Below are 24,324 nucleotides of genomic sequence, written 5' to 3'. Positions count from 1 at the left end.
ACAACGACCTCAAAATCAAAAGGTTTCATGACGTCAGCCGACTTGACCTGATATCAACGCACAGTGTCGGAGCCGGCCGCAAAAACCTTTTCGCCGCCGATCCAGACGCCCTTCGTGTCGAGATCGTCCGACAGAGCGACAATATCCGCAGCCGTGCCGTTGGCGAATCGGCCAAGCCGGTGCGACTGACCGATTGCTTGCGCCGGATAGAGTGAGGCCATGCGCAAAGCTTCGGAAAGCTCGACCCCGACGACGCGGTGGATGAAACGAACGGCCGAGATCATGTCGAGATCGGCGCCCGCCAGCGTTCCGTCGGCGAGCCTCAGGCTGCCGTCCCTTCGATAGATGGTGCGGCCGTTGAGCGTGAACGACGTCATCTCGGTGCCGATTGTCGCCATGGCGTCGGTGACCAGCACGATCCTGGCCGGCCCCTGCTTGGCGCGCAGCGCGATCTTGATGGTGGCCGGGTCGACATGGATGCCGTCGGCGATGAGACCGGCCGACAAGGTGCCGATGTCGATGGCCGCGCCCGCCAGGCCAGGCTCTCGGTTGCCGATCTGGCTCATCGCGTTGAACAGATGGGTGATCATCGAGGCGCCGGCCTCGGCAAAGGCGCTGGCGGCGGCATAGCCGGTATCGGAGTGGCCAAGGCTGACGATGATGCCCGCTTTGGCGAGCACCGCGACGCGCGCCGGCTCGACGGATTCAGGGGCAATGGTGGTGAGCAGCACCGGTAGTTTTTGCCGCGCGGCGATCAGCATCGCCTGATCGGCATCCGTCATCGGCCGGATCAGCACCGGATCATGCGCGCCCTTGCGGGCGACCGACAGATGCGGGCCTTCGAGATGCAGTCCGAGAAACCCAGGCACCTTCTGGCGCGCCGCTGCCTCGCCGGCGGCGACAGCGGCGGCCGTGATTGCAGGCGTGTCGGTGATCAGCGTCGGCAGCAGCGCCGTCGTGCCGAAGGGCGCGTGCGCGCGGCAGATGGTCTCGATTGAAGCGACATCGGGGTGGTCGTTGAGCATGACGCCGCCGCCGCCGTTGACCTGCAGGTCGACGAACCCCGGCGCCAGAAGGCCGCCACCGGTGTCGACGACGCGGATATCCGAGGGGATGGCACCAGTGGGCAGAATGGCCTCGACGAGACCGTCGCGCACGACAAGTGCGTGGCCTTCATGCCAGTCGTCGCCGTCGAAAATCCGGGCGCCAGTCAGGGCAAAGCGATCGCTCATACTGTCTCCGTCACCTTGCGAAGATTGCGCGGCGTGTCCGGATCGAGACCGCGATGGCGGGCAAAGGCCTCGACGAACATGTAGAAGGAGACGATCAGCGTCAGCGGATCGGTCAGCGGATGGCCGGTGGCAACATGCGGCAGGCGCACGGCGCGTTTGGCAAGCGCGGAGGTGACGAACACCGGCGCGCCCTTGGCCGCCAGGCTGTCGGCGGCCTCGGCAATGGACGGTTCGGAGGCGTCGCGCGCAGCCAGCGCCAGCACCGGAAAATCGGGGCCGATCAGCGCCAGCGGGCCGTGCATGACTTCGGCCGCGCTATAGGCCTCGGCATGCATGCCGCAGGTCTCCTTGAATTTCAGCGCCGCCTCATTGGCCATCGCCGCCGACGGTCCGCGGCCGAGGATGAACAGCGACTTCTGCTTCTCGATCGTCTCAGACAGCACGCTCATCCAGTCGCAGGCGATCGCCTTGCTGAAATGTTCCGGCAGGCGGGCAAGTGCGGCCAACAGCGCATCGTCGCCGGTGGCATGCGCCATCAAGGCAAGACCAGCCACAGTGGAATTGATGAAGGTCTTGGTGGCCGCCACGCTGCGCTCGGGGCCGGCCAGGATATCGATCGCATAGTCCGATGCGCGCGCCAGTGGCGAATCGGCGGTGTTGGTGATGGCGATGGTCAGCGCGCCCCCCGCCCGCGCGGTTTCGGCCATAGCGACGATATCGGGGCTCTTGCCCGACTGCGAGATCGCCAGGCAGGCCGAGCCGGCGAGCCTGAGCTTGCGGCCGTAGATCGAGGCGATCGATGGGCCGACCGATGCGACGGCCAGGCCGGCGGTCAGCTCGACGGCGTATTTCATGAAGGTGGCGGCATGGTCGGACGAGCCGCGCGCCACGGTGACGACGAACTGCGGGTCGCGTTCGCGGATGCCGCGCCCGGCCTCGGTCAGCACGGCGCCGGAGCCGTCGAGCAGGCGGGCGACCGCTTGCGGGACCTCCTCGATCTCGCGCCGCATATGGGTCATTTCTGCCGACATGGTCGGCTCTGTCGTGCTCATGGTCGGCCCTCTTCGCTCGGCCCTGTCAGCCGCAGTTCGGCGACGAAATCATAGGCGTCGCCCCGGTAGATGGAGCGGGTGAATTCGATCACCTTGCCGCTCGCCAGATAGGAGATGCGTTCGATGTGCAGGCCGGCGATGCCTGGCGGCACTTCGAGCAGGCGCGCGTCGCTGTCGCCGAGATTGGCGGCGGAAATGCGCTGCACCGCCCGCACCGGCCGGTTGCCGGTCAATTCCAGCGCCGCATAGAGCGAGGAGCCTATATCAGCCGGATCGGGCAACACGCTGGCCGACAGCGAGGCGCGCTCGATCGCCAGCGGCGTGTCGTTGGCGATGCGCAGGCGCGCCACGCGCGCCACCAGTTCGCTCGAGGACAGGCCGAGCACCATCATCTCGTCGGGCGAAGGTGCGTAAAGGCCGCGGTCGAGCCATGCCGAACGCACAGCCATGCCGCGCCGCGCCATGTCCTCGGTGAACGAGGTCAGCCGCGACAGCGACTGTTCGACACGCTCCATGCGCGGCGCCACGAAAGTGCCGGAGCCGTGGCGCTGCACCAGGATGCCGCCCTTGACCAGATCCTGCACCGCCTTGCGCACGGTGACCCGCGAAATATCGGCCTTGGTGGCGATGTCGCGCTCGGAAGGCAGCGCGTCGCCCGGCCCGATCAGGCCGCGATTGACCGCGTCCTCGATGCTCTTGCGAAGCTGCAGATAAAGCGGCGCGCCGCTTTGCGCCTGATGTTTGAGCGTGGCGAAGATCTGGTCGGCGGCCTCGCTCATCGAGTTGCCTCCGCGTGTCCGGCGAAAAGGCGAACCGCCATCTGCACCGCGCCGCCCAGCGCGTCGTCGAGCGGCGGCTTCAGCAGTGCCTGGTAGCGGTCAGACAGGCGCGGCGCGTAGAGCGGCGCCAGCCCGCCGAGCAGGCAGAGCGGCGCGTCGTCAGCAAGGTCGAGCGCGCCGAGCGAGGCTTCGACATCGGCGACCACCCTGTCGAGGATCCAGTTGGCGACGCTGTCGCCCTTCTCGGCATGCTCGAACACCTTGGGTGCGAAGCCGCCGAAGTCGCCCGGCTTGGCATTGGTGGTGAATTCGACGACGTCCTCCGGGTTGTTGCGGAAGACGGCCAGCATGCTCTGCGTCAACGGCGAACCGGCGCGAACGCCGTCATAGGCAAGCAGTGTCTGTTCGAGCAGGTCGCGGCCGATGCGGGCGCCGCTGCCCTGGTCGCCAACCTGGAAACCCCAGCCGCCGATGGCGCGCGATTTGCCTTGTCTGCGCGCCATATAGGCGGTGCCGGTGCCGAGGATCGCCATGGCGCCGTCACCCGAGCCGACAGCGCCCTCCAGCGCGATCTCGGCGTCGGTCTCGACGCGGCTGATGCTGAACGGCAGGATCGCTTCGAGCTGCTGCCGATAGGTGCCGACATTGGCGCCGGCCAGCCCGAGAATGGCCGGCGTCTGCGGGATCAGTTCCGGATCCTGCCCGGCGGCGAGAAACGCCTGCCGCGCGGCCTCGACGATGTTCGAGCGGGCGCCGGTCAGGTCGGTGCGGATGTTGGCGGCGCCGCTTTTGGCGCGGCCGATCACCGTGCCGTCCGCCGTTGCCAGGGCGGCCCTGCAGCTGGTGCCGCCGCCATCGATTCCGAGCACGAAATTCACGTGATTTCTCCTCCGGGCGGATAATACCAATAAAATACCAATAGCCAAGGGTTAATTTCCGTTTCAAAAAGATTAAGCCGTACTTCAATAAGAAATCTACGTATTTTGTCGACTCAACGATTTCCGACCGACGAATTCGTTAATGCGTGTGGACAAGTGGTATTTTTTTGGTATTGTTCTGGTATTGGAGGAACCGGGATGGCCGAAACGCGCACCGAAGCGCTTCACAAAAATGCCGAGGGGCTGGATATCCAGGCCCCGGACACCGTCCTTTCCTATTTGGCCGATGCGCAGATCGAAGCCGCCAAGGTCGTGCGCCATGCCATTCCATCCATCGCCAGGGCCGCCGAGATCATTGCCGTCAGGCTGAAGAGCGGCGGCAAGCTCGCCTACGCCGCTGCCGGCAGCTCAGGCCTGATGGCGCTGGCCGATGCGCTGGAGCTGCCGGGCACCTTCGGCATTCACCGCGACCGCATCGCTATCCTGATCGCCGGCGGCGACGACGCTTTCCGCACGCTGGCCGGAGGGCCGGAAGACGATACCGAGGAGGCTGCGGCAGCGGTCGCCGGGGCCGGCCTCGGCAAGGGCGACTGCCTGATCGCCATTTCCGCCAGCGGCACGACGCCCTATGCCGTGCGGGCCATCGAGGAGGCTGCCCGCCGCGGCGCTGCCACCATCGGCATCGCCAACAACAGGGATTCTGCGCTGCTGCGCCAGGCACAAACCGCCATCCTGCTCGAAACGCCGCCGGAACTGATCGCCGGCTCCACGCGCATGGGCGCCGGCACCGCCCAGAAGATCGCGCTCAACATGCTGTCGACGCTGACCGCCATCCATCTCGGCCATGTGCATGACGGTTACATGGTCAATCTCATGGCCGACAACATCAAGCTGCGCGACCGCGCGGCGCGCATCGTCGCCGCCGTCAGCGGGCGCGGCACGGACGAGGCGGCCCGCCTGCTCGAGAAGAGCGGCGGCGCGGTCAAGACCGCCATTCTGCTCGCCGCCGGCGCCGACAGCACTGACGCGGCGCAGAAGATACTGGAAGAGGCCGGCCAGAAGCTGCGGCCGGCCCTTTCCGCGATCGAGGGGAGCAAAGGGCGCGCTGCCTCCGTTCTCATCAAAACCGAACCTGAAAAAGGTCAACAGGGAGACTGAGCATGACAACGAAACTATTGACGGCACTGCTTTTGGGCACCAGCATTCTCGGCTCGGCCGGGGTTGCCTATGCCGAAGACGTAACGCTCAACATCGAAAGCTGGCGCGGCGACGACCTTGCCATCTGGAAGGACAAGCTGATCCCGGCTTTCGAAGCCAAGAACCCAGGCATCAAGGTGGTGTTCGCGCCATCGGCTCCGACCGAATATGACGCAGCGCTCGGCGCCAAGCTCGCCGCCGGCTCGGCGGGCGACCTGATCACCTGCCGCCCGTTCGACAAGTCGCTCGAGCTGTTCAAGAAGGGCAACCTTGCTGATCTCTCGGCGCTGCCCGGCATGGAGAACTTCTCGCCGGTGGCCAAGTCCGCCTGGCAGACCGACGACGGCAAGGCGAGCTTCTGCGTGCCGATGGCATCGGTCATCCACGGCTTCATCTACAACAAGGATGCCTTCGACAAGCTCGGCATCAAGGTGCCGGAGACCCGCGACGAGTTCTTCGCCGCACTCGACAAGATCAAGGCCGACGGCACCTACATCCCGATGGCGATGGGCACCAAGGATCTCTGGGAAGCCGCGACCATGGGCTACCAGAACATCGGCCCGAACTACTGGAAGGGCGAGGACGGCCGCGCAGCACTGATCAAGGGCGAGCAGAAGCTCACCGACAAGGACTGGGTCGCGCCGTATGAGGAACTGGCCAAGTGGAAGCCTTACCTCGGCGATGGCTTCGAGGCGCAGACCTATCCGGACAGCCAGAACCTGTTCACGCTCGGCCGCGCCGCCATCTACCCGGCCGGCTCGTGGGAAATCGGCCTGTTCAACACCCAGGCGCAGTTCAAGATGGGCGCCTTCCCGCCGCCGGTCGAGAAGGCCGGCGACACCTGCTACATATCAGACCATACCGATATCGGCATGGGCCTGAATGCGGCTTCGAAGAACGCCGATGCGGCCAAGACCTTCCTGTCCTGGGTCGCCTCGCCTGATTTCGCCACCATCTACGCCAACGCGCTGCCGGGCTTCTTCAGCCTGAACTCCGCGCCGGTGAAGATGGAAGACCCGCTGGCGCAGGAATTCGTCTCCTGGCGCGGCAAGTGCAAGTCGACCATCCGCTCGACCTACCAGATCCTGTCGCGCGGCACGCCGAACCTCGAGAACGAGACCTGGGTTGAATCGGCCAACGTCATCAACGGCACCGATACGCCGGAAGCCGCGGCCAAGAAGCTGCAGACCGGTCTCGACAGCTGGTACAAGCCGGCGAAGTAAGAGCTCAGGCAACGGAACCGGCCGGGCGCAGGCCTGGCCGGTTCCGGACTACCTCGTTCAGAGTGCGCTTATTCAGATAGCGATTGTCGGCACCGCCTCCCGGCCTTACCCTCTCATCGGGGAAGGCTAGCTGATCAGTCGCAGGCCTTTGTTCTTGCCGCATCGGGCAGGAATGTTCGGGCCGTGCATCGAGGCATCATCTAGATCGATACCCTTTGGAACCGAGAGACGGCGGGGACCGAACTCATGGCCGCAGATATCAGACCGAAAAGACCGTTCCGCTGGCACATCGGCATCTTCCTGGCGCCGGCCGTGCTCGTCTACACGGCGATCATGATCCTGCCGCTCGCCGGCACGCTGCAGCTGTCGCTGTTCCGCAACATCGAGCAGCACCAGGTCTTCGTCGGGCTGGAAAACTTCCGCACGCTGTTCGGCGACCCCAACTGGTCGGTGGGTTTCTGGAACGCGCTGAGAAACAATGTCTGGTTCTTCATCATCCACATGATCGTGCAGAACCCGATCGGCGTCATGCTGGCGGCGCTGCTGTCCAGCCCGAAACTGAGATTCGCGGCTTTCTACCGCACGGCGATCTTCGTGCCGACCATCCTGTCCTTCGTTATCGTCGGTTTCGCCTGGAAGCTGATCCTGTCGCCGTTGTGGGGCGTGGCGCCGCATCTGATGGATATCGTCGGCCTGAAAAGCCTGTTCACGCCGTGGCTCGGCAAGGAGCAATATGCACTGACCGCACTCAGCCTGATCTCGGTGTGGCAGTTCGTCGGCATCCCGATGATGCTGATCTATGCCGCCCTGCTGTCGATCCCCGAAGAGGTGATCGAGGCCGCCGAATGCGACGGGATTACCGGCCTTTCACAGTTCTGGAAGATCAAGCTGCCGCTGATCCTGCCGTCGATCGGCATCATCTCGATCCTCACCTTCGTTGGCAATTTCAACGCTTTCGACCTGATCTACACCGCGCAAGGCGCGCTCGCCGGGCCAAACTATTCGACCGACATTCTCGGCACCTTCCTCTACCGCGCCTTCTTCGGCTTCCAGCTCCAGGTCGGCGACCCCAATATGGGCGCGGCGATCGCCACGATGATGTTCCTGATTATCCTCGGCGGCGTCTGCGTCTACCTCTTCCTCGTCCAGACGCGCCTGCGTCGCTATCAGTTCTGAGGGGCCGAGAGATGAGCACCGCCACCCGTTCCGTGCCCCGCACCATCGGCGCCCACGCGATCCTGCTGACCTACACGGTGATCGCTCTGTTTCCGGTGATCCTCGTCATCATGAACTCGTTCAAGTCCCGCGCCGGCATCTTCGGCGCGCCTTTGACGCCCCCGACGCCAAAAACCTTCGACCTGATCGGCTACACGACCGTCATCGGCCAGGGCGACTTCATCCACTATTTCCAGAACAGCCTCGTCGTCACCGTCGCCTCGCTGTTCTTCGTGCTGTTGTTCGGCGCCATGGCGGCGTTCGCCCTGTCGGAATACCGCTTCCGCGGCAACTCGCTGATGGGGCTCTATCTGGCGCTCGGCATCATGATCCCGATCCGGCTGGGCACCGTCGCCATCCTGCAATTGATGGTGGCGAGCGGGCTGGTCAACACGCTGACGGCGCTGATCCTGGTCTATACCGCGCAAGGCCTGCCGCTTGCCGTTTTCATCCTGTCGGAGTTCATGAAGCAGGTGTCCGACGATCTGAAGAACGCCGGCCGCATCGACGGCCTGTCGGAATACACCATCTTCTTCCGCCTGGTGCTGCCGCTGGTCAGGCCCTCGATGGCGACCGTCGCCGTCTTCACCATGATCCCGATCTGGAACGACCTATGGTTCCCGCTGATCCTGGCGCCGTCGGAAGAAACCAAGACGGTGACGCTCGGCGCCCAGCTGTTCCTCGGCCAGTTCGTCACCAACTGGAACGCCATTCTCGCTGCCCTGTCGCTGGCGATCATGCCGGTGCTGATCCTCTACGTCATCTTCTCGCGGCAGCTGATCCGCGGCATCACGTCCGGAGCCGTCAAGTGAACTCTGAAACACCCCTTCGTGTCGTTGTCGCCGGCCTCGGCAATATGGGCCGCAGCCATGCGCTGGCTTATCATACCAATCCCGGTTTCCAGATCGCGGCGCTGATCAATCGCTCCGACGTGCCGCTGCCGGACGGGCTGTCGGATTACGGCATCAGGCGCTCCTTCGATGACGCCCTGCGTGACGAAAAGCCCGATGTCGCCTGCATCGCCACCTATTCCGACAGCCATGCCGACTATGCGGTGAAGGCCTTCGAGGCCGGTTGCCACGTCTTCGTCGAGAAGCCGTTGGCAACGACGGTGGCCGACGCCAGGCGTGTCGTCGCCGCGGCCAAGGCCAACGGCAAGAAACTGGTGATCGGCTACATCCTGCGCCATCACCCGTCCTGGATCAGGCTGATCGCCGAAGCCCGCAAGCTCGGCGGCCCCTATGTCTTCCGCATGAACCTCAACCAGCAATCCTCGGGCCACACCTGGGAGACGCACAAGCAGTTGATGCAGACGACGTCGCCGATCGTCGACTGCGGCGTGCACTATCTCGACGTGATGCTGCAGATCACCGATGCCAAGCCGATCGAGGTGCGTGGCATGGGCGTGCGGCTGTCCGACGAGGTGGCGCAGTCGATGTACAATTACGGCCATTTGCAGGTGCTGTTCGACGACGGTTCGGTCGGCTGGTACGAAGCCGGCTGGGGTCCGATGATTTCGGAAACCGCCTTCTTCGTGAAGGACGTGATCTCGCCCAATGGCTGCGTGTCGATCGTCATGAAGGAGGGCGTCAAGTCCGACGACATCGACACCCACACCAAGACCTCGACCATCCGCCTGCACAGTGCGGCGACCGGCGCGGACGGCAAGTTTCTCAAGGCCGACGAGATGCTGTCGATGGAGGGCGAACCCGGCCATCAGGATCTCTGCGACCTCGAACAGGCCTTCGTGCTGAAGGCGATCCGCGAGGATCTCGATCTCACCAAACATATGGACGACGCGGTCAAATCGCTCGCCGTCTGCCTTGCAGCCGACGAGAGCGTGCGCAGTGGCACCGCCGTCAAACTCTAGAACAGGGACGAAGCCGTGGGCTCGCTGAACATCGAGAACGTGAAGAAGGCCTTTGGGCCGGTCGAGGTGCTGAAGGGCATCAACCTCGAAGTGAACGACGGCGAGTTCGTTGTCTTCGTCGGCCCCTCCGGCTGCGGTAAGTCGACCTTGCTCAGGGTCATTGCCGGACTGGAGGATTCGACTTCGGGCCGCGTCGTCATCGATGGCGCGGATGTCTCGGCCACGCCGCCGGCCAAGCGTGGCATCGCCATGGTGTTCCAGACCTATGCGCTCTACCCGCATCTGACGGTGAAGAACAATATGGGCCTTGGCCTCAAGCAGGCCGGTACGCCCGCCCCGGAGATCGAGCGCCGCATCGGCATCGCCTCGTCGATGCTGTCGCTGGAGCCGTATCTCGAAAGGCGGCCGGCCGAACTCTCCGGCGGCCAGCGCCAGCGTGTCGCCATCGGCCGCGCCGTGGTGCGCGAACCCAAGCTCTTTCTCTTCGACGAGCCGCTTTCGAACCTCGATGCAGCACTGCGCGTCAACACGCGGCTGGAGATCGCGCAGCTGCATCGCCGGCTGAAGGCGACGATGATCTACGTCACCCACGACCAGGTCGAGGCGATGACGCTGGCCGACAAGATCGTGGTGCTCAACGCAGGGAAAATCGAGCAGATCGGTGGCCCGATGGAGCTCTACAATTCGCCGGCAAATGAGTTCGTCGCCGGCTTCATCGGCTCACCAAAGATGAATTTCGTCGACGGCGCCAGGCTCGGCGAAACCGCCAAGACCATCGGCGTGCGGCCGGAACATTTGACCGTCGATCCGAAATCCGGCGCCTGGAAGGGAACGGTCGTTCACGCCGAACATCTCGGCGCCGACACCAACCTCTATCTCGATTGCGAGAAGGCCGGTCTGATTACCGTGCGGATTTTTGGTGTTTATGATGCCGAGCCGGGTGCCACGCTGTATGCGACGCCGGATCCGGCGAAGACCTATCGGTTTGGGGCCGATGGGAAGGTGCTGAAGTAGCGCGGCGGCGCAGCCCCCTCACCCAGCCTCCGCTTCGCTCGGCTGACCTCTCCCCGAGGGGAGAGGAGATTGTCAGCGCCGCCGCTTACCTCTTCTCCCCATCGGGGAGAAGGTGGCCGCGAAGCGGCCGGATGAGGGGGCAGCGCTGACCCCGAAATGTAGTGCCTAAACGTCCGCCTTGAACGTCTGCTTCTGCTGGCCCAGGCCCTCGATGCCGAGCTCAACCACATCGCCGGCCTTCAAGAACACCGGCGGCTTCATGCCCAGCCCGACGCCGGGCGGCGTGCCGGTGGAGATGATGTCGCCGGGGTGCAGCGACATGAACTGGCTGAGATAGGAAACCAGATACTTGACGCCATAGACCATGGTCTTGGTCGAGCCGTTCTGCATCGTCTTGCCGTTGACCGTCAGCCACATTTTGAGGTTCTGCGGATCGGCCACTTCGTCCTTGGTTACCAGCCATGGGCCGGTCGGGCCGAACGTGTCGCAGCTCTTGCCCTTGGTCCACTGGCCCTGCCGCTCGGCCTGGAAGGCGCGTTCGGAGACGTCGTGGGCAACGCTATAGCCGGCGACATAGTCGAGCGCGTCGGCCTCGCTGACATATTTGGCGGTTTTGCCGATGACCACGGCCAGCTCGACTTCCCAGTCGGTCTTCTCCGAGCCGCGCGGGATCAGCACGTCATCATCCGGCCCGACGATGGCCGAGCTTGCCTTCATGAAGATGATCGGCTCCGGCGGCACGGTGGCGCCGGTCTCGGCGGCGTGGTCGGAATAGTTGAGGCCGATGCAGATGAACTTGCCGGTGCCTGCAACGCAGGCGCCGAGGCGCGGGCTGCCGGAAACCGCCGGCAGCGACTTGGGATCGAGCTTGGCCAGTGCCGCCAGCGATGCCGGGTCGAGCGTCTTGCCGCCGATATCGGTGACGTGAGCGGAGAGATCACGGATCGTTCCATCCGCATCGAGCAGGCCGGGACGTTCGCTTCCCACCTCGCCATAGCGCAGCAGTTTCATCTAAATCCTTCTCCTGATTGCGGCCTCGTGGCCTTTTGCAAACTTTCCGCCAAGGCGATTGCGCCTTCAAGGAACCGGCGGACCGTACCCATCGACCTGACTAGGGACAAGCGCGATCGCCATGCGAGATAGCCGGCGCGCGGGATTTTCAGACTCTTCGATCCCCTGTCAAACGCCGGGAAAGGGCCGGATCGTCCGGCTCGCGCAAGATTTCCGCAGTCAGATCGACCAGCCGCCGTCGATATTGTAGGCCTGCCCTGACGTATAGGTGGCGCCGGCCAGATAAACGGCGAGATCCGCTATCTCCTCCGGCGTGCCGAGCCGGCCCATCGGCTGGCGGGCGATGAAGGCGGCGCGGGCGGCATCGTAGTCGCCTTGCGCGTGCATGCGGTCCTGCAGCGACGGGCTCTCGACCGTGCCGGGGCAGATGGCGTTGCAGCGTATCCCCTTGCCGACATAGTCGGCGGCGATCGCCTTGGTCAGGCCGATGACCGCGGCCTTGGTCAGGCCATAGACGAAGCGGTTGGGCACGCCCTTGGTGGAACTGGCCAGCGAGGCCATGTTGATGATCGATCCATCGCCGCGTTCCAGCATGCCGGGCAGCACGGCACGGCTGGTGCGGATCATGGCGCGAACATTGAGGTTCAGCGCGAAATCGAGATCGGCGTCCTTCATCTCCAGGATCGAGCCCGAATGGACGAAACCGGCGCAATTGAACAGCACATCGACGACACCGATCTCGGCAAAGGCGGCGTTGACGGCCTCGTCGTTGAGCACGTCCAGCTTGCGGGTCTTGATCCCCGGCGTCCTGGCGAGTTCCGCCAGTAGTGTCTCGTTGATGTCGGTGGCGTGGACGATGGCGCCAGCTTTTGCGAACGCCAGTGCGCTCGCCTTGCCGATGCCTTGCGCCGCTGCCGTGACGACAACGACCTTGCCTGCCAGATCCGCCATGCTGTTCTCCTCGTCCGCTGGGATAGTCCGGGTCTACCTGCGGCTGGCCAAGGCGTCATGTGCCAGTCACGCGTGATCGTGCAGCCTGCGCCGCTGACCGTTCACTGATAAAGATGTTTTTTCTCGTTAAAGAACATCTGTCCGTGCGTCAACCCCGAACCGTCTCAACGGCGCGGCGGGACATCAATCGCCGTAAGGCACCCAGACATTCTTGACCTCGACGGCGCGGCGCAGGAAGGCGTCGCCGGCGGCTTCGTCGGATGCCCAGTCGAGGCTGCGGCCATTGCCGCTCCAGACGCGCTTGAGGTTGCCGATGGACTCTGCCTCCGCCTTGGCGCAGGTCTCTGCGTCGGCGAACACCCAGAGCCCGTCGACATCGTCATGCTTGGCCAGCACGCCGGCGAGTTCGGCGCTGCGACCGGTGACGATGTTGATGGCGCCTGAGGGAATGTCGGAATATTCGATGACCTGGTAGAGATCGGTCGCCAGCAGCGGGTAGCGCTCCGACGGCACCGCGACCACGGTGTTGCCCATGGCCAGAGCCGGTGCGACCAGCGATATCAGGCCGAGCAGCGGCGAGCTATCGGGGGCGACGATGCCGACGACGCCGACCGGTTCATGAAGCGCCAGCGTCACGGCACGCGCCGGCGGCTGGTGCACGCGGCCCTCGAACTTGTCGGCCAGACCGGCATAGAGGAACAGCCGTTCGATGGATTGTTCCACCTCTTCCCGCGCGGCCTTGGGCGTAGCGCCGGTCAATTCGGTGAGACGGGCGGCGAACTCGCCGGCACGGCCGGAAAGATTCTCGCCCAGATAATAGAGCACCTGGGACCTGTTATAGGCGGTCGCCTCCGGCCAGGCCTTGGCACCGCGGGCGGCAGAGACGGCATCGCGGATATCCTTGCGGCTGCCGAGCCCAACCTCGCCGGCAAGCTTGCCCTTGGCGGTGGCGATGGCGAGCGAATAATTGCCATCCGGCCGTACCTGCTTGCCGCCGATGAACAGCTTTGCCGTGCGGTCGATCGTGTCGCCGTCCGGCTGCTCGACTGGCTGTGCGGAGGTCGTCGCCGGCTTGATGACCGGGCCGAGCGGCAGCTTTGCCGTGAGATATTCGAACATGCCCTCGCGCCCGCCCTCGCGGCCGAAACCGCTCTCGCGGTAGCCGCCGAAGCCGCAGGCGGCGTCGAACATGTTGGTGCCGTTGACCCAGACCACGCCGGCCTTCAATTGCGGCGCGACGTGCAAAGCAAGGTTGACGTTCTCGCTCCACACCGAGGCGGCGAGCCCGTAGCGCGTGTTGTTGGCTAGCTCGATCGCTTCCTCGGTGTTGCGGAAGGTCATGGTCGCCAGAACAGGGCCGAACACCTCTTCTTGTGCCAATATGTTAGCCGGCGAAACACCTGTGGCGAGCGTCGGCAGATGGTAGTAGCCGGAAGACGGCAGCGCCGCATCCGGCTGCCAGCAGACGGCGCCCTGCCTGGCACCTTCGGCAACCAGGCCCTTGACGCGGTCAAGCTGGGTCAAGTCGACCAGCGGGCCGATATCGGTGTTCTTGTCGAGCGGGCTGCCGACGCGTAGCCGGCGCATACGCGTCTTGACCTTGGCGATCAGGGCGTCGGCGATGCCTTCCTGCACCAGCAGCCGCGAGCCGGCGCAGCAGACCTGGCCCTGGTTGAACCAGATACCATCGACCAGGCCTTCGACGGCGCTGTCGAGATCGGCGTCTTCGAAGACGATGAAGGCCGATTTGCCGCCGAGCTCCAGCGACAGTTTTTTCCCTGACCCGGCGGTAGCCTTGCGGATGATCTTGCCGACCTCGGAAGAGCCGGTGAAGGCGATCTTCTGGATGCCGGGATGGTTGACGATTGCCGCGCCCGCTTCCGGCCCACCCTGGACGATGTTGACGACGCCTTTCGGCACGCCGGCGCGTTCGCAAATCTCGGCAAACAGGATAGCGGTCAGCGGCGTGAACTCGGCCGGCTTCAGCACCACGGTGCAGCCGGCGGCGAGCGCCGGCGCGATCTTCCAGGCCAGCATCAGCAGCGGAAAGTTCCACGGGATGATCTGGCCGACCACGCCGACACCCCTGTGGCCGGGGAAATCCTTGTCCAGCGCCTGCGCCCAACCGGCATGGTGGATGAAATGGCGGATCGCCAGCGGCACGTCGATGTCGCGGCTTTCACGGATCGGCTTGCCATTGTCGATTGTCTCAAGCACCGCGAACAGGCGCTGGTGGCGCTGCATGGCGCGGCCGATGGCATAGAGCACCTTGGCCCTGACATAGCCTGAGGCTGCCGACCACTTCGGCAGCGCCTTGGCGGCGGCCGCAACCGCCGCGTCGATATCGGCGGCATTGGCGTCCGAGACGTTGGCCAGCAGCTTGCCGGAAGACGGCTCGCTGGTCTTGAAGGTCTTGCCGCCGGACGCGGCTTTCCAGTCGCCGCCGATGAACAGCGCCTTGCCGAAATCGCGCGCGGCAAGCCAGGCGTCGGCCTCGTTGCGGGCTTCCGGCGCCGGGCCGTATTCCATGGCGTGGTAGCGGTCGAGAATGTTCATTGGGCGCCTCCTTCACCCCTCCCACTTGTGGGAGGGTCGATCGGCTTGCCGATCGGGGTGGGGGTAAATCTCTCAAGCCATCGCGTGGCGATGATTGGCCGAATAGTGTCCCGTCAGATGGTGCTCGAGCTGGCGCTCGATGTCGGTCAAGAGGCTCGACGCGCCGAAGCGGAACAGGTCTGGCTCCAGCCATGGCCGGCCGAGCTCTTCCTTCATCAGCACCAGCCAGTCGAGCGAGGCCTTGGCCGTGGATATGCCGCCGGCCGGCTTGAAGCCGATGAGATAGCCGGTTTCCTCGAAATAGGCCCTGATGGCGCGGACCATGGCGAGGCCGACGGGCAGCGTCGCATTGACGCTTTCCTTGCCGGTCGAGGTCTTGATGAAGTCGGCGCCTGCCATCATCGCCACCATCGAGGCCAGCATGACGTTGCGCAGCGTGGCGAGGTCGCCGGTGCCGAGGATGACCTTCAGATGCGCGTCACCGCAAGCGGCGCGCATCGAGACGATCTCGTTGTAAAGCTCCCGCCACTTGGCCCCGAACACCAGGCCGCGCGGGATGACGACGTCGATCTCGTCGGCGCCGTCGCGGACCGAGGCCTCGATCTCCTGCAGGCGGGTCGACAGCGGCGTAAGGCCATGCGGGAAGGCGGTGGAAACGGCGGCGACATGGATGCCGGTGCCGCGCACCGCATCGACGGCGGTGGCAACGAAGGGATGGTAGACGCAGACGGCGGCCGGGCGGATGGTTTCACCCGATATGCCAAGGCCCTCGACGATGTCGCGGCGGAACGGATTGATCGCCTTGGCGCAGAGCCGGCGCACGCGCTCCTCGGTATCGTTGGAATTCAGCGTCGTCAAATCCATGCAGGCGACGGCGCGCAGCAGCCAGGCCGCCTGGTTGTCGGCCTTTATAGAGCGCCGCTTGGTCAAGCTGGCGACGCGCCGTTCCAGCGCCGAGCGGTTGACGCTTCGCACCGATTCCATGAAGCCGAGATCGAGCTTCATGCCGGGATTGCGCGCAATGCGATGGTCCGGTGGAACGGCTGTGTTGGCGGCGGCACGCGCCGGCAGTGGCGTCACCTTGGACGAGCCAACATCGGCTTCGCGGATTGTGCTGCTCATCTCCTGCCCTTTCATTCAGCGACGTGTGCCGAAGATAGCCCGTGAAGTCGTACTTCACGAGTCCTGCAGACGGTGATATCCGAAAAAGGCGGCGAAAGCAGCAGTTTTTGACCGTATGGTCAAAAACGCAGACTTCGAGATTTCAGGTGCGGCTCAGCCGACGAAAGCGCGCTCGACCACGAAAGTCGCCGGGTGGCTCAGCGAACCTTCCTCGAAGCCGAGGCTTTCGGCCAGTTCCTTGACGTCCTTCAGCATATGCATCGAGCCGCAGATCATGATGCGGTCGGTTTCCGGGCTGAGCTTGTCGATGCCGAGATCGCTGTAGAACTTGCCGGAGCCGATCAGCGCGGTGATGCGGCCCATGCGCGCTGAGTCCTCGCGGGTCGTCGAATTGTAGAGCGTGACGCGTCCAGTGGTCAGTTCGCCGATCAGCGGGTCGCTTTCCAACGCCGCGACCAGCTCCTGGCCGTAGGTGAGTTCCGCATTGTCGCGGCAGGTATGGGTCAGGATCAGCTGATCGAACTTGTCGTAGGTGTCGGGGTCGCGCAGCAGGCTGGCGAAAGGCGCGATGCCGGTGCCGGTCGAGATCATGAACAGCCGCTTGGCCGGCGTCAGCGCGTCGACCACCAGCGTGCCGGTCGACTTCTGGCGCATGATAACCGTATCGCCGACCTGGATCTTCTGCAGTTCGGAGGTCAGCGGACCGTCCGGCACCTTGATCGAGAAGAATTCCAGCTCCTCGTCCCAGGCCGGGCTCGCCACCGAATAGGCGCGGTACACCGGCTTCTCGGCATTGGGCAGGCCGATCATGACGAACTCGCCGGAGCGGAAGCGCAGCGACTGCGGACGGGTGATGCGGAACGAGAACAGCCGATCGGTATAGTGCTTCACCGAGACGACGGTTTCGGCATAGACGTTGGCCGGAATCGGGAACTGCAGCGGTCGGGCGCCGGCGGTGTTGAGAGCGGATGTGGTGTTCATCAAATCCAACCTTCTGGCCCAACCGTGGACGCGGGCGCCAAACTTTCACCTGCACGCCCGGACCATTCAGATCCCGGCGGGCTGTTCGCACACTGCAAAGCGGCAAGCTCTTGTGTCCAGAATTTATTAGTATACAAACGATATTTGCGTCAAGATGCTCCCTTAAAACAGCTTTCCAAACTGGCGCATATCCGTAGTCCGCGCATTTCGGGTTTCGACGATGGAAGAGAATATTTCGGCGCAAGCGCGCAATTCCCGGGGAAATGTCGTCGCCGGTATCGATGTCGGCGGCACCTTCACCGACCTGCTCCTGATCGACGGAAGCGACGGCGGCCGGGTGTATCTGGCCAAGACGCCGACCACGGTGGACAACCAGGCTTTCGGTGTGGTTTCGGCACTCGGCGCCACCGGATTTGCCATCGATAGCATCGACCTCATCGTGCATGGCACGACCACCACCACCAATGCGGTGCTCGAACGCCGGCTGGCGAAAACCGGCATGATCACCACGCGCGGTTTTCGCGACGTGATCGAACTGGGCCGGCGCACGCGGCCGCAGGCCTATGGCATGACCGGCAGCTTCGTGCCGATCATTCCGCGCAATCTCAGGCTCGAAGTCTCGGAGCGCGTCGAAGCATCGGGCGCGGTGCGCACGCCGCTCGACGAGACCGAGATGCGCGACGCAGTGCAGACGCTGATAGCGGCCGGTTGCGAATCCCTGGTCATCCATTTCCTGCATTCCTACGCCAACCCGGCACATGAGCGGCGCGCCGTCGAAATCGCCACCGAACTCTGGCCGAACGGCTACATCACGGCAGGCCATGCGCTGCTGTCGGAAGCGCGCGAATTCGAACGCGGCGTGACCGCTTCGGTCAACGCCTCAGTGCAGCCGATCCTCGAGCGCTATGTCGAGCGGCTGCGCAAGGAATTGGCCGCCAAAGGCTATGCCCGCGACTTCCTGATCATGAACGGCAATGGCGGCATGATCTCGGCCCGCTTCGTCACACGTGAATCGGCCAAGACGGTCATGTCCGGCCCGGCCTCGGGCGTCATCGCCGCCGCCTATACGGGAAAACGCGCCGGCTTCGAAAACCTCGTCACCTATGACATGGGCGGCACCTCGACCGACGTGGCGTTGATCCGCAATGCCGAGCCGGCAGTGTCGAACGAGATCGAGATCGAATATGCGATGCCGATCCATGTGCCGATGGTGGCGGTGCACACGGTCGGCGCCGGCGGCGGCTCGATCGCCCGCGTCGATGCGGCCGGCCTGATCCAGATCGGTCCGGAAAGTGCCGGCGCCAATCCCGGCCCGATCTGCTACGGACGCGGCGGTCTCGAGCCGACCATCACCGACGCCAATCTGGTGCTCGGCCGGCTGGCGCCGAAGAAGCTGCTGGCGGTCCAAAATCCCGTCACATCAGAGCGCGTCACCGGCATTTTCGAAGACAAGATAGGCAAGGCGACCGGCCTGTCCGGCGTCGAGGCGGCGGGCGCGGTGCTGCGGCTCGGCAACATGAAGATGGCGGGCGCCATCCGCATGGTCTCGGTATCGCGCGGCCATGACCCTCGTGATTTCGCGCTGTTCGCCTTTGGCGGCGCCGGCCCGCTGCACGCAACGGCCCTGGCGCGCGAACTCGGCCTGCCCAAGGTGCTGGTACCGGCGCGTCCGGGCATCACCAACGCACTCGGCTGCGTCGTCGCTGACCTGCGCCATGATTTCGTCAACACCGTCAACCAGCCGGTGGCGGTGCTCGACGAAACACAGCTTCGCACCGTATTGGAACGGCACCGGAACGAAGGCGAAGAGCTGATCGGCAAGGAAGCGGTGAAGCCGGAGACGATCCGCGTCACGCACTCCGCCGACATGCAGTTCGTCGGCCAGACCCACATCATCAACGTGCCGCTGCCGTCCTCATCGGTGACGCGGGCAACGCTGCAGCAGCTTTTCGAAAAGGCCTATTTTGCCCGCTTCAAGGTCGAACTGCCGGAAATCCGCGCCAACCTTGTCAATCTCAACACCTCGGTGACGGGCGTCCGCCCGTCGATAGACCTGTCGCGCCTGATCGACCCGGCTGGGCGCGCAACAACGCTCGACGAGGCGCGGCGCGAGATCCGGCCGGTCTGGTACGCCGGCCAATGGCACGACACGCCGGTATACGCGCGTGAAAAGCTGCCGCTTGACGCTGAAATCGAAGGGCCGGCGATCCTCGAACAGATGGATGCCACCACCGTGCTCGAGCCCGGCGACCGCGCACGCAGCGACGCCGACGGCAACATCATCATCGACATTGGCGAGGCCTGAGATGCCAAATCTTGATAGGGCAAAGCTCGACGCCATCACCCTTTCGGTCCTGCAGGCGGCACTGCAGCAGGTCTGCGACGAGATGGACCTGACCTTCTCGCGCGCCGCCTTCTCGCCTGTCATCGCCGAGGCCAATGACCGCTCCGACGGCATCTATTCGGCCGTCGATGGTTCGCTGATCGCGCAAGGCAGCCAGGGCCTGCCGGTGTTCGTCGGCGTCATGCAATATTCGACCAGGACGGTGATCGAGATGATCGCCGATGGCCGGTGCTTGGCCCCGGAGCCGGGCGACATCTACATCGTCAACGACCCCTATCTCGGCGGCACCCATCTGATGGATGTGCGCTTCGCCATGCCGGTCTACCGGGACGGCAAGATTTTCTGCTGGCTGTCCAACACCGGCCATTGGCCCGACATTGGCGGTTCGGTGCCGGGCGGTTTTTCGGCCTCGGCGACCGCAGTCGAGCAGGAAGGCCTGCGACTGCCGCCGGTCAAACTGTTCAAGAAGGGCGTGCTCGATCCGGAAATCTACGCCATCATCTGCTCCAACATCCGCGTTGCCGACCAGCGCATCGGCGACATCCGCGCCCAGGCTGCGGCACTGCTGATCGGCCAGGACCGGCTCAATGGGATCCTGGATCGTTACGGTGATGAAACGGTTGTCGAGGCGATCGCCGAACTGCGCCGCCGCGCGGCCGAGCAGATGCGCGCCAACATCTCAGCCATTCCCGACGGCATCTACCATTCCAAGGCGTTTGTCGATTCCGACGGGGTGGTTAACGAGCCGCTGACCATCGCGCTCGCCGTCGAGAAAAAAGGCAATACGCTGACCTTCGATTTCACCGGCTCGTCAAAGCCCTGCGCCGGGCCGATGAACAGTGTGCTGGCGACGACCTTGTCCTCGGTCTATCTCGCCATGCGCCACATTTTCCCTGATGTGCCGATCAGCGCCGGTGCCTTCGAACCGCTTGAAGTCAAGCGGCCGGAAGGCACGTTCCTCGATGCCAGATATCCGCGCCCCGTATCGGGCTGCGCGGCCGAAGTGTCGCAGCGCATCGCGGAAGCGGTGTTCGCGGCGATGGTGCAGGCGTTGCCGGACAAGGTGACGGCGGCGCCCGCCGGCTCCAGCGGCAATTTCGCGCTCGGCGGCAACGATCCGGCGCGCGGCCGCGACTACGTCATGTACCAGATCTCCGGCGGCGGCTATGGCGGCAATTCAGGCCATGACGGGCTGACCAATGGCTGCTCGACCATCGGCATTTCCAAATCGCCGCCGGTCGAGATCATGGAGCAGGCCTTTCCTGTGCTCTACCGCCATTATGCCCTGCGCGAAGGTTCGGGTGGCGCCGGCAAGCATCGCGGCGGATTCGGGCTCGCCTATGAGGTCGAAATCCTGCGCGGTGACGCCCGTGCTTCTTTCGTCATGGATCACGGCCGTTTCGGCCCCCAAGGCGCACTCGGCGGCAGGGATGGCGCGGTCAACATGGTGACCGTCTTCCGCAACGGCGAGGAACATGTACCACCGCATTTGTCCAAGGAGCAGGACATCGCGCTCAAGGCCGGCGACCGCGTGCGTGTCGGCACGCCGGGCGGTGGCGGCTACGGCGATCCGCTGCAGCGCGATCCGGATCTGGTGCTGCGCGACGTGGCGTTGGGTTACTATACGGTCGAGGAAGCCAACGAAAAATTTGGCGTTGTCCTCTCGGCAGGCGAACTCGGCATCGACCGGACAGCGACGAACAAGCAGCGCGCCGGCTAACGCACGACCAATCGTGAGGGCTTGGTCCGCTCGCCGCGCCGCGATCGCCGCAGCGCATGTCGTTTCCGTCTCCGCCGGGATCATGAAAGCCCGTAGACTTCCCGCTTTCAACGGGGAACTCGAACATGCGTCTTTTCGGTCGTTCCGTGCTTGCCGCTTCCGTCGCTCTCACCCTTGCCACGGGCGCCGCCTCCGCCCAGGACAAAAAACTCAGGATCGGCACCGAGGGCGCCTATCCGCCCTTCAATTACGCCAGTGCCGACGGCACGCTGGGCGGCTTCGACATCGACTTGGGGAAGGCGCTGTGCGCCGAGATGAAGGCCGAGTGCGAGTTCAGCGTGCAGGATTTCGATGGTTCCATACCGGCGCTGCAGGCCGGCAAGTTCGACGCCATCATCAACATCACCATCACGCCCGAGCGGGCCGAGAAGATCGAGTTCACCCACAAATACTACCAGACGCCGCCGGCCATCGCCGTACCGAAGGATTCGACCATATCAGGCACCTCGCCGGACGATCTGAAAGGCAAGGCGCTCGGCGTGCAGACCGCGACCATACACCAGAAATTCGCCGACCAGAAATATGCAGGCTCGACGGTCAAGGCCTATCCGACGGGCGACGATGCCCGCACCGACATGGCCAATGGCCGCCTCGACGCGATGATGGACGGCTCGATCATCCTGACCGAGTGGTTGAAGAAGCCAGACGGCGCCTGCTGCAAGCTGCTCGGCACGCTGACGGCCGATCCGGCCATACACGGCCCCGGCGTCGGCATCGCCCTGCAGAAGGGCAACAAGGAGTTGGCCGACAAGCTCAATGCGGCCATCGACGCGCTGCGCGCCAATGGCAAGTACAAGGAAATCAACGACAAATACTTTTCCTTCGACGTCTACGGCAGCTGAGAACGACAACAAATGCCTTCCGGCAGCGCTGCCTGGCGCTGCCGTTTTTCATGAACGATGGAGATTTCCTTGGCTGAGCGGCGCTCCCCTTTCTACAGCAGCATCGTCGGGCTGGGCGCGACCATGGGTCGTGTCGGGGGCGATTTCATCTCGGCCAAAACTTATTCCGGCATTGCCGACGAGCACCTGAACACCCGCAGGAATGTCGGCGTGCAGGATCTCAGCACGATGGGCAAGATGGATATCAAGGGGCCGGAGGCCGAGGCGCTGGTCAACCATGTCATCGTCAGTAATGCCGCTGCCATGAAACCGGGCCAGGTCCGCTATTCCACGGTCTGCCGCGAGGATGGCGGCATCATGGACGACCTCACCGTGTTTCGGTTGGGCCCGGAGCACTTCATGCTGGTGACCGGCTCGGTCAACCGCCTGAAGATGCTGCCCTGGCTGCAGCATCACGCTCAGGGCCGCAAGGCCTATGTCACCGACATCACGGCGGCCATCGCCTTCCCGACCATCCAGGGTCCGCGCTCGCGCGAACTGCTGAAAGCGTTGATCGCGGATGCCGATCTGGATGGACTGAAGCGCTGGTCGTTCACGTCGGGCCATATCAACGGCACGAGAGTACTGATCTCGCGCACCGGCGTCACCGGCGAACTCGGCTTCGAACTGTTCGTGCCGGCCGACGAGGCGGCCTCTCTCTGGGACGCGCTGATGCGCACCGGCCGTGACTTTGGCCTGAAACCCTATGGCGTGCTGGCGATGTTCACGCTGGGCCTGGAAAAGGCCTATCCGGCGCACGGCATCGACATGGACGAGACCCGCACCCCGTTCCATGTCGGCCTCGACCGCTGGATCAAGTTCGACAAGGGCGATTTCATCGGCCGCGAAGCTTTGCTCAAGGTTCGCGACAAGGGCCTCGACGAGCAATGGGTCGGACTGATCCTCGACGGCGACAAGCCGGCCGCGGCCGATGCCAGGATTCTGGCCGATGGCGAGGACGCCGGCATCGTCACCTACAGCGACCACGGCTATTCCCTCGGCAAGGTGCTGGCCACCGCGCATCTGCGGCTGCCCTTCACGGCTGTCGGCACCGAATTGAGCATTGATATCGGTGGTAAGCCGACGCGTGCGGTCGCGGCGCCGATACCGTTCTTCGATCCGGAAGGGGCGAGGTTGCGAGGTTAGCTGACCCCCATCGGGTGTTTCGGCCATTTTCAAGGTATGCGGGCCGTCAACCAAGCGACCGTCGAAACCTCTGCGGTAGCCGGAACGATCAGCTCTCGCCGTCGATCAGCGTCTCCAGCAGATCGAGCAACTGCTCGAGCTTTTCGTGGCCGAAGCGCTGTTCGATGTCGTCATAAATGACGCGACGCTCCGGCGACAGGGCGTCGATCAGGGCGGAACCGGCGGGCGCAATGGTTAGAACGACGCGTCGGCCGTCGCCTTCGGCCTTGTTGCGGGTGATGAATTTGCGGCCCTCGAGCGCCTTGATGATGCGCGTCAGGCTGGGCGGCAAAACCGAGGCGCGGTCGGCGAGTTCCGTCGCCTCGACCGGGCCGGCTTCGCTCAGCACGCGCAGCACGCGCCATTGCTGTTCGGTCACGTCATGCGCCGCAAGCATCGGCCGAAACCGCGCCATCACCGCTTCGCGGGCATGAAGCAGCGCCATTGGCAGAGAACGACGGGTGTTTTCAGGCAGCAAGAAAAAGAGCCTCCCACGCTTGCGATCGAAAACAGGCCTTCCCTCAGCCGAATCCGCCTGCCAGGGCCCGTTCCTGCCATCCCGTATCGTTGCGCCAAGGCCGATGCAAGACTTGACTTCGTCGGCGTTGCATGTAATTAACGCGTTAACTACAACAAAAGCAATAGACCAGGGAAACGCCGTGCCTCACTTCTCCATCGAGTATTCAGCCAATCTCGATGCCAAGGTCGACATGGGCGAATTGTGCGCGCTGGTGTTGCGCACCGTGCTGGACACCGGGCTGTTCGAGACCGGCGCCGTGCGGGTGCGGGCCTTTCGCGCCGAGGCTTACGCGATGGCCGACAGTCTGCCGGAAAACGCTTTTCTCGACATGTCGTTTCGCATCGGCACCGGCCGCAGCCCTGATGAGAAGAAGCGGACCGGCGAAGCCGTCTTCGCGGCGGTGAGCGAATATCTCGCCGGGCTGTTCGAGACCCCGCATTTCGCCCTGTCGCTCGAAATCCGGGAAATCGACCCGGAGCTGAGTTGGAAGAGAAACGCAATCCACCCGCGACTGCGCGGCAAGTGACGGAACC

Annotated in this window: 21 protein-coding genes; 11 read left to right on the top strand and 10 right to left on the bottom strand. The window is 64.2% G+C overall.

The features are described 5' to 3' along the window. Positions 1-53: 53 nt before the first annotated feature. Genes nagA through AC0L2U_RS14995 form a run of 4 tightly spaced genes read right to left on the bottom strand, consistent with a single transcriptional unit; the run spans position 54 to position 3,941 of the window. Complete coding sequence (gene nagA, locus AC0L2U_RS15010; RefSeq protein ID WP_127396759.1) at positions 54-1,232, bottom strand: N-acetylglucosamine-6-phosphate deacetylase; 1,179 nt, start codon at positions 1,230-1,232, stop codon at positions 54-56. Continuing rightward, positions 1,229-2,263 carry an SIS domain-containing protein gene (locus tag AC0L2U_RS15005; RefSeq protein WP_292138070.1) on the bottom strand — a complete coding sequence of 345 codons (1,035 nt, stop codon included), beginning with the start codon at positions 2,261-2,263 and terminating at the stop codon, positions 1,229-1,231. Before AC0L2U_RS15005 ends, nagA begins: the two co-directional genes overlap by 4 nt. Before the next feature lie 17 nt (positions 2,264-2,280). Beyond that, on the bottom strand, positions 2,281-3,063 hold the full coding sequence (locus AC0L2U_RS15000; RefSeq protein ID WP_027040192.1) for a GntR family transcriptional regulator: 783 nt from the start codon (positions 3,061-3,063) through the stop codon (positions 2,281-2,283). Next, positions 3,060-3,941 carry a glucosamine kinase nucleotide-binding domain-containing protein gene (locus AC0L2U_RS14995; RefSeq protein ID WP_292658049.1) on the bottom strand — a complete coding sequence of 294 codons (882 nt, stop codon included), beginning with the start codon at positions 3,939-3,941 and terminating at the stop codon, positions 3,060-3,062. Before AC0L2U_RS14995 ends, AC0L2U_RS15000 begins: the two co-directional genes overlap by 4 nt. Positions 3,942-4,139: 198 nt before the next feature. Here AC0L2U_RS14995 and AC0L2U_RS14990 point away from each other — a divergent pair, with 198 nt between their 5' ends. From AC0L2U_RS14990 to AC0L2U_RS14965, 6 genes are all read left to right on the top strand, one after another. After that, positions 4,140-5,099, top strand: a complete 960-nt coding sequence (locus tag AC0L2U_RS14990) for an N-acetylmuramic acid 6-phosphate etherase (RefSeq protein ID WP_473602117.1) — start codon at positions 4,140-4,142, stop codon at positions 5,097-5,099. Between the two features lie 2 nt (positions 5,100-5,101). Beyond that, entirely contained in the window at positions 5,102-6,361 is a 1,260-nt protein-coding gene (locus AC0L2U_RS14985) for an ABC transporter substrate-binding protein (protein WP_127321312.1), read from the top strand. A gap of 246 nt (positions 6,362-6,607) precedes the next feature. Beyond that, the gene (locus AC0L2U_RS14980) at positions 6,608-7,537 is read left to right on the top strand and encodes a carbohydrate ABC transporter permease (RefSeq protein WP_473602116.1); all 930 of its coding nucleotides are present in this window, start codon (positions 6,608-6,610) and stop codon (positions 7,535-7,537) included. An 11-nt stretch (positions 7,538-7,548) separates the two neighbouring features. Next, positions 7,549-8,388: a carbohydrate ABC transporter permease gene (locus tag AC0L2U_RS14975; protein WP_127265686.1), complete on the top strand. Its 840-nt coding sequence runs from the start codon at positions 7,549-7,551 to the stop codon at positions 8,386-8,388. Then, positions 8,385-9,446 carry a Gfo/Idh/MocA family protein gene (locus AC0L2U_RS14970; RefSeq protein ID WP_473602115.1) on the top strand — a complete coding sequence of 354 codons (1,062 nt, stop codon included), beginning with the start codon at positions 8,385-8,387 and terminating at the stop codon, positions 9,444-9,446. The genes AC0L2U_RS14975 and AC0L2U_RS14970 overlap by 4 nt, the downstream gene beginning before the upstream one ends. Positions 9,447-9,461: 15 nt before the next feature. After that, positions 9,462-10,460: an ABC transporter ATP-binding protein gene (locus AC0L2U_RS14965; RefSeq protein WP_128364118.1), complete on the top strand. Its 999-nt coding sequence runs from the start codon at positions 9,462-9,464 to the stop codon at positions 10,458-10,460. Between the two features lie 165 nt (positions 10,461-10,625). Here AC0L2U_RS14965 and AC0L2U_RS14960 read toward each other — a convergent pair whose 3' ends face one another. The 5 genes from AC0L2U_RS14960 to AC0L2U_RS14940 all read right to left on the bottom strand — a co-directional run bounded on the left by AC0L2U_RS14960 (position 10,626) and on the right by AC0L2U_RS14940 (position 17,081). After that, on the bottom strand, positions 10,626-11,471 hold the full coding sequence (locus AC0L2U_RS14960) for a fumarylacetoacetate hydrolase family protein (protein WP_127294714.1): 846 nt from the start codon (positions 11,469-11,471) through the stop codon (positions 10,626-10,628). A gap of 219 nt (positions 11,472-11,690) precedes the next feature. Beyond that, the gene (locus tag AC0L2U_RS14955) at positions 11,691-12,422 is read right to left on the bottom strand and encodes an SDR family oxidoreductase (protein ID WP_473602114.1); all 732 of its coding nucleotides are present in this window, start codon (positions 12,420-12,422) and stop codon (positions 11,691-11,693) included. 183 nt (positions 12,423-12,605) lie between these two features. After that, positions 12,606-14,978: an aldehyde dehydrogenase family protein gene (locus AC0L2U_RS14950; RefSeq protein WP_473602113.1), complete on the bottom strand. Its 2,373-nt coding sequence runs from the start codon at positions 14,976-14,978 to the stop codon at positions 12,606-12,608. A gap of 72 nt (positions 14,979-15,050) precedes the next feature. Next, positions 15,051-16,100, bottom strand: a complete 1,050-nt coding sequence (gene deoC, locus AC0L2U_RS14945; protein WP_127380899.1) for a deoxyribose-phosphate aldolase — start codon at positions 16,098-16,100, stop codon at positions 15,051-15,053. Positions 16,101-16,253: 153 nt separating this feature from the next. Further along, positions 16,254-17,081: a ferredoxin--NADP reductase gene (locus AC0L2U_RS14940; protein WP_127320870.1), complete on the bottom strand. Its 828-nt coding sequence runs from the start codon at positions 17,079-17,081 to the stop codon at positions 16,254-16,256. Between the two features lie 220 nt (positions 17,082-17,301). Here AC0L2U_RS14940 and AC0L2U_RS14935 point away from each other — a divergent pair, with 220 nt between their 5' ends. The 4 genes from AC0L2U_RS14935 to AC0L2U_RS14920 all read left to right on the top strand — a co-directional run bounded on the left by AC0L2U_RS14935 (position 17,302) and on the right by AC0L2U_RS14920 (position 23,232). Beyond that, complete coding sequence (locus AC0L2U_RS14935; RefSeq protein ID WP_473602112.1) at positions 17,302-19,386, top strand: hydantoinase/oxoprolinase family protein; 2,085 nt, start codon at positions 17,302-17,304, stop codon at positions 19,384-19,386. A gap of 1 nt (position 19,387) precedes the next feature. Next, entirely contained in the window at positions 19,388-21,145 is a 1,758-nt protein-coding gene (locus AC0L2U_RS14930; protein ID WP_127397400.1) for a hydantoinase B/oxoprolinase family protein, read from the top strand. 125 nt (positions 21,146-21,270) lie between these two features. Then, a complete protein-coding gene (locus AC0L2U_RS14925) occupies positions 21,271-22,047 on the top strand; it encodes an ABC transporter substrate-binding protein (RefSeq protein ID WP_292632994.1) in 777 nt (258 codons plus the stop codon). Between the two features lie 69 nt (positions 22,048-22,116). Beyond that, positions 22,117-23,232: an aminomethyl transferase family protein gene (locus AC0L2U_RS14920; protein ID WP_473602111.1), complete on the top strand. Its 1,116-nt coding sequence runs from the start codon at positions 22,117-22,119 to the stop codon at positions 23,230-23,232. A gap of 88 nt (positions 23,233-23,320) precedes the next feature. Here the strand turns inward: AC0L2U_RS14920 and hpaR are convergent, their stop codons facing one another. After that, positions 23,321-23,716: a homoprotocatechuate degradation operon regulator HpaR gene (gene hpaR / locus AC0L2U_RS14915; RefSeq protein WP_127276380.1), complete on the bottom strand. Its 396-nt coding sequence runs from the start codon at positions 23,714-23,716 to the stop codon at positions 23,321-23,323. 214 nt (positions 23,717-23,930) lie between these two features. On the opposite strand from hpaR, the gene AC0L2U_RS14910 reads away from it, so the two are divergent. Next, on the top strand, positions 23,931-24,317 hold the full coding sequence (locus AC0L2U_RS14910; protein ID WP_127266759.1) for a 5-carboxymethyl-2-hydroxymuconate Delta-isomerase: 387 nt from the start codon (positions 23,931-23,933) through the stop codon (positions 24,315-24,317). The last annotated feature ends 7 nt before the right edge of the window (positions 24,318-24,324 follow it).

It is taken from the genome of Mesorhizobium sp. WSM4808 (genome assembly GCF_055811675.1).
Note: the sequence above shows the minus strand (reverse complement) of the source record. Positions and strands in the feature narration are given on the sequence as shown.

Coding starts and splice junctions, on each gene's coding strand:
- AC0L2U_RS15000 (WP_027040192.1), bottom strand. CDS start 3,063: ATGAGCGAGGCCGCCGACCAGATCTTCGCCACGCTCAAACATCAGGCG.
- deoC (WP_127380899.1), bottom strand. CDS start 16,100: ATGAGCAGCACAATCCGCGAAGCCGATGTTGGCTCGTCCAAGGTGACG.
- AC0L2U_RS14980 (WP_473602116.1), top strand. CDS start 6,608: ATGGCCGCAGATATCAGACCGAAAAGACCGTTCCGCTGGCACATCGGC.
- AC0L2U_RS14940 (WP_127320870.1), bottom strand. CDS start 17,081: ATGAACACCACATCCGCTCTCAACACCGCCGGCGCCCGACCGCTGCAG.
- AC0L2U_RS14990 (WP_473602117.1), top strand. CDS start 4,140: ATGGCCGAAACGCGCACCGAAGCGCTTCACAAAAATGCCGAGGGGCTG.
- AC0L2U_RS14960 (WP_127294714.1), bottom strand. CDS start 11,471: ATGAAACTGCTGCGCTATGGCGAGGTGGGAAGCGAACGTCCCGGCCTG.
- nagA (WP_127396759.1), bottom strand. CDS start 1,232: ATGAGCGATCGCTTTGCCCTGACTGGCGCCCGGATTTTCGACGGCGAC.
- AC0L2U_RS14935 (WP_473602112.1), top strand. CDS start 17,302: ATGGAAGAGAATATTTCGGCGCAAGCGCGCAATTCCCGGGGAAATGTC.
- AC0L2U_RS14930 (WP_127397400.1), top strand. CDS start 19,388: ATGCCAAATCTTGATAGGGCAAAGCTCGACGCCATCACCCTTTCGGTC.
- hpaR (WP_127276380.1), bottom strand. CDS start 23,716: ATGGCGCTGCTTCATGCCCGCGAAGCGGTGATGGCGCGGTTTCGGCCG.
- AC0L2U_RS14950 (WP_473602113.1), bottom strand. CDS start 14,978: ATGAACATTCTCGACCGCTACCACGCCATGGAATACGGCCCGGCGCCG.
- AC0L2U_RS15005 (WP_292138070.1), bottom strand. CDS start 2,263: ATGTCGGCAGAAATGACCCATATGCGGCGCGAGATCGAGGAGGTCCCG.
- AC0L2U_RS14955 (WP_473602114.1), bottom strand. CDS start 12,422: ATGGCGGATCTGGCAGGCAAGGTCGTTGTCGTCACGGCAGCGGCGCAA.
- AC0L2U_RS14925 (WP_292632994.1), top strand. CDS start 21,271: ATGCGTCTTTTCGGTCGTTCCGTGCTTGCCGCTTCCGTCGCTCTCACC.
- AC0L2U_RS14985 (WP_127321312.1), top strand. CDS start 5,102: ATGACAACGAAACTATTGACGGCACTGCTTTTGGGCACCAGCATTCTC.
- AC0L2U_RS14975 (WP_127265686.1), top strand. CDS start 7,549: ATGAGCACCGCCACCCGTTCCGTGCCCCGCACCATCGGCGCCCACGCG.